Annotated in this window: 8 protein-coding genes and 1 pseudogene; 6 read left to right on the top strand and 3 right to left on the bottom strand. The window is 46.9% G+C overall.

The genetic code is table 11. From position 1 onward, the window contains the following. Positions 1-2: 2 nt before the first annotated feature. Positions 3-3,245, top strand: a complete 3,243-nt coding sequence (locus ACO6UX_RS09370) for a type I restriction endonuclease subunit R (protein ID WP_422446979.1) — start codon at positions 3-5, stop codon at positions 3,243-3,245. A gap of 327 nt (positions 3,246-3,572) precedes the next feature. Further along, positions 3,573-3,668, top strand: a pseudogene (locus ACO6UX_RS09365) (IS5/IS1182 family transposase); the annotation flags it as partial. 15 nt (positions 3,669-3,683) lie between these two features. On the opposite strand, the gene ACO6UX_RS09360 reads toward ACO6UX_RS09365, so the two are convergent. After that, positions 3,684-4,391: an F-box protein gene (locus ACO6UX_RS09360; RefSeq protein ID WP_422446977.1), complete on the bottom strand. Its 708-nt coding sequence runs from the start codon at positions 4,389-4,391 to the stop codon at positions 3,684-3,686. A 378-nt stretch (positions 4,392-4,769) separates the two neighbouring features. Here ACO6UX_RS09360 and ACO6UX_RS09355 point away from each other — a divergent pair, with 378 nt between their 5' ends. The 3 genes from ACO6UX_RS09355 (at position 4,770) to ACO6UX_RS09345 (ending at position 8,047) form a co-directional block, all read left to right on the top strand. Continuing rightward, positions 4,770-6,362 carry a hypothetical protein gene (locus ACO6UX_RS09355; RefSeq protein WP_422446975.1) on the top strand — a complete coding sequence of 531 codons (1,593 nt, stop codon included), beginning with the start codon at positions 4,770-4,772 and terminating at the stop codon, positions 6,360-6,362. 94 nt (positions 6,363-6,456) lie between these two features. Beyond that, positions 6,457-7,194, top strand: coding sequence for a hypothetical protein (locus ACO6UX_RS09350; RefSeq protein ID WP_422446973.1), 738 nt, complete (start codon positions 6,457-6,459; stop codon positions 7,192-7,194). A gap of 361 nt (positions 7,195-7,555) precedes the next feature. Further along, a complete protein-coding gene (locus ACO6UX_RS09345) occupies positions 7,556-8,047 on the top strand; it encodes a hypothetical protein (protein WP_422446972.1) in 492 nt (163 codons plus the stop codon). Between the two features lie 126 nt (positions 8,048-8,173). Here ACO6UX_RS09345 and ACO6UX_RS09340 read toward each other — a convergent pair whose 3' ends face one another. Then, positions 8,174-11,713, bottom strand: a complete 3,540-nt coding sequence (locus tag ACO6UX_RS09340) for a hypothetical protein (protein ID WP_422446970.1) — start codon at positions 11,711-11,713, stop codon at positions 8,174-8,176. Next, positions 11,697-12,425 (bottom strand): hypothetical protein, encoded by a 729-nt coding sequence (locus ACO6UX_RS09335; protein WP_422446968.1) that lies wholly within the window; start codon positions 12,423-12,425, stop codon positions 11,697-11,699. The genes ACO6UX_RS09340 and ACO6UX_RS09335 overlap by 17 nt, the downstream gene beginning before the upstream one ends. A 667-nt stretch (positions 12,426-13,092) precedes the next feature. Between ACO6UX_RS09335 and cspE the strand changes: the two genes are divergently transcribed. Then, positions 13,093-13,302: a transcription antiterminator/RNA stability regulator CspE gene (gene cspE / locus ACO6UX_RS09330; RefSeq protein WP_101748687.1), complete on the top strand. Its 210-nt coding sequence runs from the start codon at positions 13,093-13,095 to the stop codon at positions 13,300-13,302. Positions 13,303-13,462: the final 160 nt, after the last annotated feature.

The following is a 13,462-nucleotide window of genomic DNA, read 5'->3' as shown; positions in this document are numbered from 1 at the left end:
GTATGAGCAGGGACGCCACCGTTGAGGCCGTTTTCCAGAACGAAATAATCGCCCAGATGCAGGCCAATGGGTGGCTGCTGGGTTCCGGCGACCAGTACCACCGGGAAACGGCGCTGTACACCAGCGATGTGCTTGGTTTTGTCAAACAGACTCAGGCGAAGGAGTGGGAGAAGTTCTGTAAGGTATTCCCCTCGGATTCGGAACAGCACTTTATCAGCCACCTGGTGACCCAGCTTAACAAGGCTGACCCCAATGCCATTGATAAAGAGCTGCGCAGCTACGGCACCCTTGGGGTGTTGCGCCACGGCCTGAAGATTCGCAATGCCCGGTTTCGCCTGTGCCAGTTTATGCCGGAGCATGATCTGAATCCGGATACGCTGGCCCGTTATAAAGAGAACCGTTGTCGCCTTGTGCCGGAGCTGGTGTATTCGCCCCATGCTACCGATGAGCACCTTGCCGAAACCGGTAAAAAGGCCAGGTCGTGGCGCATTGATCTGGTGCTGTTTATCAATGGTCTGCCGGTAGCGACGCTGGAGCTGAAATCCGAGTTCAAGCAGTCGGTGGATAACGCCATTCGGCAGTATAAAACAACTCGCCTGCCCAAAGACCCGGAAACCGGTAAGCCGGAACCGCTGCTCACCTTCAAGCGGGGTGCGCTGGTGCATTTTGCTGTCAGCCAGTATCAGGTTTATATGGCAACCCGGTTGGCCGGTGCTGATACCTTCTTCCTGCCGTTTAATAAGGGGACAAAAGAAGGCGGCGCTGGTAATGATATTCCCGACGATGAGAACCGCTATGCCACCGATTACCTGTGGAATGAGGTGCTGCTGCCGGATAACCTGCTGAATATTCTTGCCCGTTACGCTCACCTTGAGATTAAGGAGACCGAAGACTGGGAAGGCCGCAAAACCAAAAAGGAGACGCTGATTTTCCCTCGGTATCACCAGTGGGATGTGGTGCGTAAACTGATTGGCGCTGCCCGTACCGAAGTTAACGGGCATCGTTACCTGGTGCAGCACAGTGCCGGTTCCGGCAAGTCCAACTCTATTGCCTGGACCGCTCATCAGTTATCCACCCTTTATAAAGACGATGGCGATAAACAGTTCCATTCTGTGATCGTGATTACTGACCGGACGGTGCTGGACGATCAGCTTCAGGATACCATTTACCAGTTTGAACACGCCGATGGGGTGGTGGGGCGTATTAACAGTAAAGAAGGGCAGGGCTCCAAATCAGAGAAGCTGGCCAGTGCCCTGGAAAATGCCCAGCCGATTATTATCGTGACCATACAGACCTTTCCGTTTGTACTGGCAGCTATTGAGAGCAGTACCAATCTGCAGAAACGTCGTTATGCCATTATTGCCGATGAGGCGCACTCTTCCCAGACGGGCGATACTGCCAGGAAGTTGAAAAAAGTGTTGATGGTGGATGGTGAAGCAAAAGAAGCAGAGCTATCGGCAGAAGACAAGTTGAATGCATCTGTTGCCGCACGACGGAAGAGCGGCAATCTCAGTTATTTTGCTTTTACAGCTACGCCAAAGGCGAAGACGCTGGAAACTTTTGGTCGGCTGGCTAATCCGGATGAACCACCTTCAAAGAAGAACCTGCCCCGGGCATTCCATGTGTACTCCATGCGACAGGCCATTGAAGAAGGCTTTATCCTGGATGTGCTGAAGAACTACACCAATTACAAAGTTGCCTACAAGCTGGCCCAGAAGATTGCCGCTACCGATGAGGAAGTGGACAGCAAACGTGCCAAGGTGAAGGTGGGGCGCTGGGTACGCCTCCATGAGCACAATATCAGCCAGAAGGTGAAGGTGATCGTCCAGCACTTTCAGGAACATGTTATGGGACTGCTGGGTGGTCAGGCCAAGGCGATGGTGGTGACCAGCTCCCGCAAGGAAGCGGTACGCTATAAGCTGGCCTTTGAGAAGTACCTGGCTGAACACAAGAGTTCCATTGCCGTGATGGTGGCCTTTTCCGGTGAGGTGCAGTTCGACCAGAATGATCCGGACAGTGCCGCCATTCTTGATGAGAAATTTACGGAAAAAAATATGAACCCCGGCCTCAAAGGACGGGATATGCGTAAGGCGTTCGATACCGACGATTACCAGATTATGCTGGTGGCCAATAAGTTCCAGACCGGTTTTGACCAGCCCAAGCTTTGCGCCATGTATGTGGATAAACCGTTGGGTGGTGTGGAGTGTGTGCAAACCCTTTCCCGCCTTAATCGCACTTATCCCGGCAAGGCGGAGAGCGGCACCTTTGTGCTGGACTTTGTTAATGAGCCGGACGATATTCTGGCTGCCTTCCAGCCTTACTACCAGACAGCAGAACTGGCAGATGTGTCTGACCCGGACAAAATCTTTGAGCTGCATGAAAAGCTGCGGGCCAGTGGCATTTTTACCTGGAATGAAGTGGAGCGGTTCTGCGAAGCCTTCCTGACCCGAAAGAAAAGCAATGCTGCTGTCAGTAATATCTGTAAGCCTGCGGTGGAACGGTGGCAGAAGCGTTACAGCTCTGCGGTGGCGGCTTATGAGCAGGCCAGGGATATGCTGGACCGGATGAAAAAGTCCGGCGATGCGGTGCTGATCGCCAACGGGGAAAACAGCCTGAAGGAGTGCAAGCAGGAAAAAGACCGGCTGGAGATTTTCAAGAAAGATCTGGGCAGCTATACCCGTTACTACGAGTTTATGTCCCAGATTGTCGATTACGATGATATTGAACTGGAACAGCTCAGCCTGTTTGCCCGCTACCTGCGGCCGCTGCTCCGGGAACAGGTTCTGGACGAAGATGATATTGACCTTGATAACGTGGTGATGAGCCACTATCGTCTTGCCAAAATCCGGCAGCAGGACATTCAGCTTAAGGAAGACAGTCCCGAGTACAAACTGGAACCGGGCAGCGATATGGGTACTGCCAAACCCAAGGATAAGAAAGAGGAGTTTCTGTCGCAGATTCTTACCCGATTGAATGAGCTGTTTATTACCGACAACCTGTCGGATGCGGACCTGATCAATTATGCCTATACCGTTCGGGACAAGCTGGCGGAAAACGACACGGTGATGAAACAGATTGCCAATAACACCGCTGAACAGGCCTTGCTGGGGGATTTCCCGAAGGCCATTGATGATGCGGTGATGGACAGCAACGAAGCTCACCAGGAGATGATGTTGCAGTACCTGTCCAACCCGGAGCTGGCCAGAGGGTTTGCACGGGTGGTGTTTGATATGTTGAAGGGGTGATATGCTCCTTCAGTTTTCCTTTTTGATGAGTTTCAACAACTCAGAGCCTGTTGTAAAAGTTACTGATCATTAACCCAGGATAAAAATCTAAAGTCGTCTATAACTACGGTATCTGATTTCATATGGTTAGCTACTTACCCTTCCGACCTGACTGATAACGAGTGTGCAATCCTTGAACCACTGTTTCCTGACCCTGGCTATGATACTCCAAAGAATGGACGACCACGTGATCACCTTAAGAAACATTTTAAAAAAATCCAGAAAGTCTGGGCTGATTGTGGTTACCGAGGTTACCTTGAAGAGTGGTTTTATCGCTGTAAGCCCAAAAGGGAACTGTCTAAAGACTATGAACAGTTGCCAAGGAGTTCAGAAGCCTTCGTTTATATATGCATGATTCGCATAATTCTGCGAAGGCTTAAGTAGTTTTAAAACAGCCTCTTACTGATACTCGTGCTCAAGAATATGAGAGATGTGTATTGATAGCGGAGTGTTACTATGCACTATGTTTACCAGTTTCTTTACTTCCTGAAAACTTCTACCCGAATAAATAGCTTCAACATTTACACTGGATGTATTTCCGTTAAATAAAACTTTGTTGGGGTTGTTTGCATTTGTATCCTCTTCAATACTGGAGGATTGACGAGGTGCAATAAGAAAAACATGCCCATTTTCAAATAGTCCTGTGTACATTGTATATTTTTCATCTTTGTATTTAGTGGTTGCGTTACCCAGCTCCATAATTGCCAGGAAACATTTAATATCTACTCGTTCTGGATCTTTAACAAGTCCTGAGTGTTGGTCGTATACATATCGTTTAAAAAAATGATCAAATTTGCCTGAATTGTAGATTGATTTTAAACTCTCATATTTGCTCGAATGTACTACTGTTTTCATATTTTTGAACTGAATTCGATGCCTTAAATCTTCGATAATCTTTTGATCAATAGAATTGTTGGCATTATGGCATGTCTGCTTGAGCCGGAGCGCGTCGGGCAGTGTCAGTTTATTTGCGATATGTTGAATAACCTCAACGGGCAAGCAGTTGAAATAGCCAGTTTGTAGCTGTTGGTCAGGTGTTGATTCTGCTAATTGCAGTGGAACTCTGGACGATAATCCTGCTTGATTACATGGAACATCGAATGGCATAAGATAGTTCTTATATTTCCCTCTCTTCTAAGTCTTAATAGAACCTGAGTTTGCGAAAAAGTTCCATCTGCGGGCGAGTGTGTGATGCAATGCAAAACCGGGACATCCACAGTGCAAAACCGGGACATCCACAGCGGCAACATGCTCTCAGGCAGCCTGATCTTTGGAAAAAACGGCAGTATCCAAATGCTGTGAGCCGTCTTGCACTGATAGTCAGAGGTTTCCTTTCCGTACATTTGACACTCTACTAAATGAACTTTTCATCCCCCCTGCTGTCGAATAAAAAAGAATATAAATTATATTTTTTATTTCTGTTTTTTGTTATACGGGGGTGCAATACGCACTGAATCAGAAAAAGAGCAACCACCATCATTGCCTATGTTACCAACGACAATTGCAACGAATGTTCCGGCCGCCCACAGTAGCAGACCTCTTGAGGCTGACCATGCCGTTCAGCGTCGGTATTTCAACCGGGATATCAGCCAAATACTGGGCCTTCCTCCGGTAGTCAACAATACCAGACTCATTGGTATGGAGTATGAGTCCAACAACGTCACAGTCACAGCTCCTGGCATCGCCCTCAGAAAAGGCACAGTACTTGCGGAAACCCTCGGATGTCACTTTGGCTACCCATTAATGAGTCTGACCATTGATCAAACGGGTGGGGAGCAAATACTGGCAATACTGGAGACGGTGCTGGCACCGCTGTTATCGGAGACGCTGGTCAAATTGCGTTTATGTGAGCTGGTAGAGAAGCTGTTTGAAATGCTGGCAACCATCCCCTCAGAGACCGGCATGGCGCTGGAAGAACTGATCCAACAATACAATCGATGGCTGGAAAGCCTCGATGGGTTTGACGAGCGTACCTGTACTCTTTTGCAATTAACGGCAGTCTATGAGCCGACCTCCCTCAGACACGACCAGGGTATTAACTATGGGCTGCTGAATCAAGCGGAGGTCAGCACCTCGACCGGCAAAGGACCTCTGACATTAATAAAGATACCGGATCGGGAGGTCGGCTGGGACTATTACAAACAGACCAGCTTTTTTGTAGAATTCAAAAATATCAGACAACTTGCGAATATCCCCCGGCAAACGGAACTCTATTCACTGCTTGATGCCGCCGGTTGGTGTGAAGCAAAAGAGATCGCTACCGCTCTGTTGAGGGAGTTCGGAATAAAAACGGAACATGAAAATACACTGCCTGTCTTAATGCACTGGTCGTACAACTGTCTGAAAATAATTAACTACGGTTTTACGACCAGAACGCGTGGTGGTCAAAGAGTTATCCGCCATGTGTCTTTGTGCATCCGAGCTGGCCAGCTTCAGGAGGTGTTTCAACTGCTATCAGATGAGACCGTTAACGAGTTGGTCACAAGCATTAATAGAGATCGGGACAACGACCTGTACAAGGTCATAATACTGATATTTCTGGACTACGGTGGCTGGAAAGAATTTCCTGAAAAACGCACCGCCTATGAAAAGTTGGAGCAATGGCTGTTTCACGAAGTCCGGGAACTGTTTAAAGTCCTCAAAATAAGGCAACAGCACGGTAAACACCATGTGTATAGCCCTTTTTTATCAACTCCTTATATTGTCACCAGAGATAATGAAAAACTGATATTGCCTGATCCGGGCAAGGCAGCTGGTTACTTGCGAGATTTTGTTCTGCCCAAGCGCAATGACAAATATTATTTCCTCTATGAATTAACAACAATTAAGGAAACAAGTTATTGCGTTATCGAGTTCAGATTGCATCAGGGCAACTGTGGGGAGTTAAGTGTTTTTGATCTTCCATTCAATCATCCGGAAAGACCCTTTGACCCATCACACCTCACCGAAAATGAACAACAGATGATGGATATTCTGTTTGAAAACACAGCGGTGCAAACCTTAGACGACATCATGTGGCTCCAGAACCTTCGGTCTTTGCTTGAATCTCTACCCGATCTGGGTACTGGACAGATATAAAATTCAAGCTAGCCTCAGGGGGCGTTAATTAAAACTCAAATAAAATCATAGAAAAAATCGGTAAAAGGTGGTCAATAGAAAAGGTGGTCAATAAATGTATCAAGCCAATGTCGATGCGACTGGGGTAGGCCCACATACTGGCGATATGTCTCTCAAGACGACCAAGACTGTTTCGAGGCAAGCAACGCTGGCTTCAAAATCGTTTTGCAGAAAGGTAAGCATTGACGAGTGGGCCTTAGCCATGGGAGTCAAACGTCAAGCAGAGTGTGATAATTCTGTCGCTGCAGATCTCAGAGACAAAAGCTGCAAAATGACAGAAGCTGGCTTAACGGATCAAAACTCACTGAAAAAAACAGCTCAGAAAATTTTTATAGGTAATAGAGAGTATACGCGTCAGGAACTTTCTGAGATATCAACTAAAGAGCTTAATCTGCTTCTCAAGAAAGAAAATAGCAAGGAAGTTGAAAGTTTCGTGAGGTATATTAGAAGAGCGGAAAAAAACAGGCGTCATCAAGCAGGATATAGAAAAGGGGTAATGGCTAATAAACAGGCTGTTGCCAATGAAGTGAAAATGTTGAAGTCTGAAAAAAACAGGCTGGAGTTAGAGAAGAAGTCTCTAATAATGGGAAAAAACAAGCTTGAGTTAGAGAACAGGGCTATTGTAGCGTTAAAGAACAGGTTGGAGTTAGAAAACAGATTTCTAATAACGGAAAAAAACAGGTTAGAGATAGAGCTCAGGTCTCAAATAGCGGAAAAAAATAATATTTGGAAACAATATCAAGCTATCATGCAGGGGATTGCTGTTCAACCAGGGGAAAGGTCTACTCAATAACTGTGCCAAACATGCCCCTATTCGGCAGGAGGAGCTGTCAGCAGAAAGGTATCCCTACCAGTGTAGTTTGTGTCAACGTAAATCAGCCAGTCTCAAAGGCCTCAAACTTCATTTACACCGCCACCAGAATGAACTTTCTTTTATAGAGCGCAGAGGCATAGTCCTCATGGCATTGGGAGGCGGGTCAATGGCATAAAACATCACTGTGTTGGTTAACGCTTAAAGAAGTTAATGCTAACAATGAGAGTACCGACCCATTCCGGCTTCACTGATCTAATGTATGATTTCTGACTGTTTATCCGCACAAAATCAAAGCAGTAATATAACTGCATCTCAAACTGATAGGCTTGAGGAGCAGAACATGGATATTCTTGCCAATATTAACCAGGCAGAATGTAAAGCCAATTGTGGGTTTGTTGCTATGAGGGTCTTTCATTACCTGGAGAATAAAACGTTTCAGCCCATTCTTTGTGATGAATTCAATGCACCAGCACCACTATCAACACTGACTGTCTATGGCAAACTTGATGACATGTACTTGGGAAAAAAAACACTGAAACTGGAGTTGTTTGAAGGAGAACATGATGATCTGATATTTTCATGTGAGCAGAAGTTACTTGAGATGAAGCAAAATGAACACGCCATTGTCAGTTTTTCATATCAAGTGGCTGGTAAGGAAAAAGGGCATTTTTTCAATATTTACCGGAACAAGTCCACCTACAAAATCATTGACGCTATTAGTGCCATGGCCTTTGATAGATATGCCATTTGCAAAAATTTGAGTGAATACTTTCATATTAAACTACCTCGGGTTGGTGCTGATACATTGACAAAAATACAGCTTATACACTGACCGCATGGATTATATAGTATTGCATAAGCTCATTCTGAAAATGGCTGCATTTTACAGGATTAAGATAATTCCAAAGATTAAGTGCTACGGATAGCACTTTGGAGTCACTGTTGAGTGTGCCAGATCTTATGCCGAATGCATCATCACAAGCAGTGATTTGATAAAATCCTTCTTTTTGATTTCATAATCACTCACATACTGATTGGTCGACAGCCAGTTGTTAATTCTGTGCTCGAAACCACTGCGGCAAACATGGCCAGCCAATTTTTTTTGAAGAAGTGCCGTAAGCGTGTGCAGGCGTTGTTGTTGTACTTGACGATATTCAGGCAGACAGTCAGGTGTTCCGGGTTTGCCTTCAGAGTGCAGATCGATAAACTGCCTGGCTTTATTCAGGGTAAGCAGAGAGCGAATAAGCAAGCCATAAATACGCTCCTCGATATTTTGGGGGTCGTTAAAAAGAATGGTTCGTTGCAGGTCAAATACTGCCCCTCTTTGTAGTTGCCTGGTCAGCGGATCCAGGTTTTCAGCGAGGTATTCCAGCGTATCGTTCAGTAACTTTGTTTCATCAGCAAACGACAAACACAGTACCGGCCTCGCAACACCGGGAACGTGGAGGGCCAATGGTGCTGTATTTTCATGGGTTAATCTGTCGTCAACACTGACCTGAAGCCCCATGGCTTTCATACACAGATCCGCGTCCCTGAGATGAATATTGTAGGTTTTTGGTAGTTTAATCTCCGGACATCCCGGGAGTTGCCAGATGGTGATGCTTTTGGGAATGTCTGAGTCTGTGGTGTTCAGTGCCTCTAGCTTTGCAAAGAGTATTCTGGCGGGCTCCTCTGTTGAGCAGATAATGTCAATATCATTAAATAATGAGCAGTGGTCCTGTAAAAAACGCGCATAAGAACCGGTAATCAGAATTGGGGTATTGCTATAAGAAACATTGATTTCCTGAATAATCTCCAGTGTTTTCAGTGTTAGCGCATTTAACCGCAGAACCGGATTTTCCGGGAAATCCGCTCTGCCAGTTGTTGACCATTGCTTCAGAGTTTGTGCCCCATTGGTGGTAATGCCCTGAGTGGCACACGTATGGTCTGTTTCACCCCGGTATTTCGTTGTTCGGCCGGCGTTCTCTATATTGGGAATCAGGTCGGGGAGGTTATCTCTATGTCGATGTCCGGTGTTTTTTACACAATGGGCTTCGTAGCTGTATTGTTCAAACCAGAAGCCTAGATCATGGCGCAGTTTGCTTCCTTCCGGAAAACTCTGAAGACAGCCAAGTACCTGGTCCTTATGGACTTTCAGTCCATCAATAGACTGCCTCGTGATATAGCAGTGTGCCAGGAAGAAGAAATGTACGCGTGAATTCTGAAATGAGTTCCTCAGTTTTTTGATGGATTGCAACACCTGTTCTGCTGACACTTCCTGATGATCGATAGTCAATTCATTCTGCATAGCCATGAATTTCAAGATACATTGCAGCCGATGTTGCTCATCTTTGAGCGATACGTTGTTTAATAGTTGCCAGGCTTTTTGAATGATATCCTGAGCTTCGCTGGTTTCATCATATCCCTGGGATTGATTCAGCCTTTGAATCAGATACATCGTTTGTCGTGAAGAATGATCGCCAGGTACTTCATTAAATGCTTCTAGCACTTTCTGGTTATCCAGATAGTTGCCATTCAACTCTCTGGCATGCAATGCCAGTAGAGAATAAAAAATAGCTCTTTCGAGCAACCAGCCACCACGTTCATAATCCTTCACCACCGTCTCCGGTGTTACCTGCTGGCCATTCAATAGCAGCCCCTTCAGGCAACATTCTTCTTTGAAGCGTGCGATCTCAAGTGTCGCTTTGGCCGTCTGAAAATTCTTATACACCTCATCCGGGGTAACCAGCTGGCCATTCAGTACCAGTTTCCTCAGGCAGCATTCCTGCTTAAAGCGCGCTATTCCCAGCCTGCCTTCTGAACTATTCGGGAAAGCCTTAACCACAGCATCCGGTGTCACCTGCTGGCCATTCAATACCAGTCTCCTCTGGCAGCATTCCTGCATAAAGCGCGCTATTCCCAGTCTGCCTTCTGTCGTATCCGGGAAAGCCTTAACCACTGCATCCGGTGTCGCCTTCTGGCCATTCAACGCCAGGCCTGTCAGGCAACATTCTTCCTTAAAGCGCGCTATTCCCAGTTTGCCTTCCGGACTATCCGGGAAATCCTTAACCACCGAATCCGGTCTGACCTGCTGGCCATTCACCAGCAGCCCTCTCAGGCAACATTGTACCCTGAAGATTGCTCTGCCCAATTTGCCTTCGGGACTGTCAGGGTAAACCGTGATCACCGCATCCGGTGCAACCTGCTGGCCGTTTAACTCCAGGCCCCTCAGGCAGCATTCCGCTTTGAAACGGGCGAGCTCCAGAGTTGCACCGGCTGCCTGATAATCCCTGACCACCTCATCCGGTGTTATCTGCTGGCCGTTCAATAACAGGCCCCTCAGGCAACATTCCGCTTTGAAACGGGACTGCTCCAGTGTGGTTCCGGCTTTCTGAAAATCCTCAACCACCGCCTCCGGTGTAACCTTCTGGCCATTCAACGCCAGGCCTCTCAGGCAACATTCTTCCTTAAAGCGTGCCAGCGTCAATGTTGCATTGGCTACCTGACAATCCTTAACTACCGTATCCGGTGAGACCTGCTGGCCACTCAACGGCAAGCCCTTCAGGCAACAATTCGCTTTGAAGCGTGCCAGCTCCAGGTAGGCTCCGGCTGACTGATATTCCCTGACCACCGTAGCTGGTGTGACTCGCTGGCCATTGAGTGGCAGCCCTCTGATGCAGCATTGTTCAATAAAGCGCCCCAGCTCAAGTGTTGCTTTGGTGGCCTGATAACCCTTAACTACCGTATCCGGTGTGACCTGACGGCCATTCACTAACTTGCCCATCAGGCAGCATTGTTCCTTAAACCGGGCCATCCCCAATTTGCCCTCCGGACTATCCGGGAAATGCTCAACCACATCGTCCGTTGTGACCAGCTGGTCATTCAACAGCAATCCCCTGAGGCAACATTCTGCCCTAAAGCGCGCCAGCTCCAGTGGTGCCCTGACTGCCTTAAAATCATTAATCACCGTATCCGGTGAGACCTGTCGTCCATTTAACAGCAGGCCCCTCAGGCAACATTCCGCTTTGAAGCGGACCATCGCTAATCTGCACTGCTTGTTACCATCTGGTTTCCGATTGAATTCCTGAATGACCTGGTCCGGGGACACTTTTTTATTGCCGTGTAGAATGTTCTGTAAGCAGAGCTTTTGCAGAAAGAAGCCACCTCTGAGAGACGTTTTATCATTTCTATAGGTGCCAAGCACAGCGGCCGAGGAGATGTGACGTTCCTTTAATGGGTTTTTATCCCAAAAGGCGTCCTCAACACGTTTGCCGACATCCAGGGTGGGAGCTCTACCTCTATAAGACGGATGGTTTGAGACTCTTTTACCGTTAAATGTACTTCTTGAGCGATCAGGAATCCCCCTGGAACCAGCTGGCTGGGCAACACGGCCAGCAGGCTTTGGGCGGGAGTAGGTTGATGCGTTTGCTTTCAGAATAAAACCCTGTCTGGACAGTTCATGTTGAGAAGGTGAATTCGGTACAAATATTCCTTCAGCCAGTCTAATTAACAGTGGCAAGAGGCAGCACTGATGATAATTCTGCTCTTTTGGCCTTAGCTGCCAACTCTCCTTTCTCCCTGGCCAATGTTTCGCTGAAGCCTTTTCTTATGGCAGATGTATAGGCGTTTGATCTGGCATTTCTGATGGCTTTGTATGCCTTGGCTTTATCGGATGCTTCGTATTTGGCCAGGTACGTTTTGCGTTTAGCGGATGTAGCATGCCTGGCGTGCCTTTTGGCTCTATTTGCCTTGACTTCATCGGATAAGTTGTACCTGGCGTTGTTCGCCCGGCCTTGATCGGATGAAGTGTATCTGGCTTTGGACGCCTTGCCTTTTTCGGATCTGAAGTATCTGGCTCTGCTCAACTTGCCTTTTTCGGATGCTTTGTATTTGGCCTGGTATTTGGCTTTGTTCGTCTTGCGTTTTTCAGAAGCACTGGCCACTTCAGGCGCAGGTGGCTGAGGTTCATCAGAACTGGAAGATTCAGTGCCTGTAAATCCAGAAGTTACGGTATGCCCTGGCTGTTCTGTGTTTTTATTCAATGGGCGAACCACAGCAACCGGACGGGGTGGTGGCTGAGAAAAATGAGCTGATGCATTTTCAGCAAATGGTAAATGAGAAATTGAAAAGTCATTCAGTGACCGTGGAGAAGGTGGCTCCTGGTTTGTGACTTCCTGATTGAAATATTCGTCAAGGGGTGAGTCATGCCTGTGTACAGAATAACCAGCCATGCATGGCGATGAGCTGAAAATGTCGTTTAGTGTTAAAAATTCATCTGGAAAACCCTGTAAATTGGCATAAAAAAGATCGGGATCCAGGTTCAGATTGAATGTGTCCATTAGAATTATTGAACTGTTGAATTACAGCCAAAGACCACTGATTCGTATAAAAGTTCCCCCTTTCAGCATTAGTCGTTGACTCGATGAAACTGACACCGATACAGCTGGTGTAAAAAAACATGCCTTGAAACGCCCTGTTTGCCCTCTCCAAAGTGGCCATTAAGTAGTTGGCCAATGGAATCGTATATTTTTGGTTTAGTGGGCAGTTACTATGCAAGGCACAACAGGTTCTATCACTCGCTGCCCAGAGCAGCGACTACTGATGTGCTGTAGAGTTCCATTCTGTACCTGAAATTCCTTAGGTGTACGCTACGACTACTCACTGCTGTCCGGTTCATGGAGGCAGGAATTATTTCAAGATAAGGTAATCACTGATGAGTTTTCTGACGAGAGTCTGTATGATAGGGACCGTTAAAAGTGATATTAGTTTTTTTATGAAAAGATTTGATGTTCCGAGCGTAGTCTCTCTGCATATCCTTCATAAACAAAAATAAAACTTCTAGCTAAACGGCTTTGCCCACAAAGTCACCCTATAGTGTTTGAATATCAGGATATGAGTATGTCTACCTCTACAGGAACCGTTAAGTGGTTTAATGACGAGAAAGGTTTCGGTTTTATCAGCCAGGAAAACGGTGGACCTGACGTGTTTGCCCACTTCCGTCAGATTGCTACCGAAGGCTTCAAAACCCTGACTGAAGGCCAGCGCGTTGAGTTTCGTGTTACTCAGGGCCAGAAAGGTCTGCAGGCTGAAGATATCCGTCCTCTGTAAAACTCAGTTTTTATTTGGGCGATCCATATAAAAGGCAGTGCTTTACGGTACTGCCTTTTTTATTGCCTGCCACAAAGGGGGCAGGAAGAACCGGTTATGCCCCTTCTGATTCACGTACTTGCTCAACATTCGTCTGCTGTCGCCCAAAATGACCTGTTCT

This window comes from Endozoicomonas sp. ALB091 (assembly GCF_049310265.1).
In the GTDB taxonomy this organism is placed as follows: Bacteria; Pseudomonadota; Gammaproteobacteria; order Pseudomonadales; family Endozoicomonadaceae; genus Endozoicomonas.
Note: the sequence above shows the minus strand (reverse complement) of the source record. Positions and strands in the feature narration are given on the sequence as shown.

What these genes read in the sequence shown, in the direction of transcription:
- ACO6UX_RS09360 (WP_422446977.1), bottom strand. Translation starts at nt 4,391, where the DNA reads ATGCCATTCGATGTTCCATGTAATCAAGCAGGATTATCGTCCAGAGTT.
- cspE (WP_101748687.1), top strand. Translation starts at nt 13,093, where the DNA reads ATGTCTACCTCTACAGGAACCGTTAAGTGGTTTAATGACGAGAAAGGT.
- ACO6UX_RS09335 (WP_422446968.1), bottom strand. Translation starts at nt 12,425, where the DNA reads ATGGCTGGTTATTCTGTACACAGGCATGACTCACCCCTTGACGAATAT.
- ACO6UX_RS09355 (WP_422446975.1), top strand. Translation starts at nt 4,770, where the DNA reads ATGTTACCAACGACAATTGCAACGAATGTTCCGGCCGCCCACAGTAGC.
- ACO6UX_RS09345 (WP_422446972.1), top strand. Translation starts at nt 7,556, where the DNA reads ATGGATATTCTTGCCAATATTAACCAGGCAGAATGTAAAGCCAATTGT.
- ACO6UX_RS09370 (WP_422446979.1), top strand. Translation starts at nt 3, where the DNA reads ATGAGCAGGGACGCCACCGTTGAGGCCGTTTTCCAGAACGAAATAATC.
- ACO6UX_RS09350 (WP_422446973.1), top strand. Translation starts at nt 6,457, where the DNA reads ATGTATCAAGCCAATGTCGATGCGACTGGGGTAGGCCCACATACTGGC.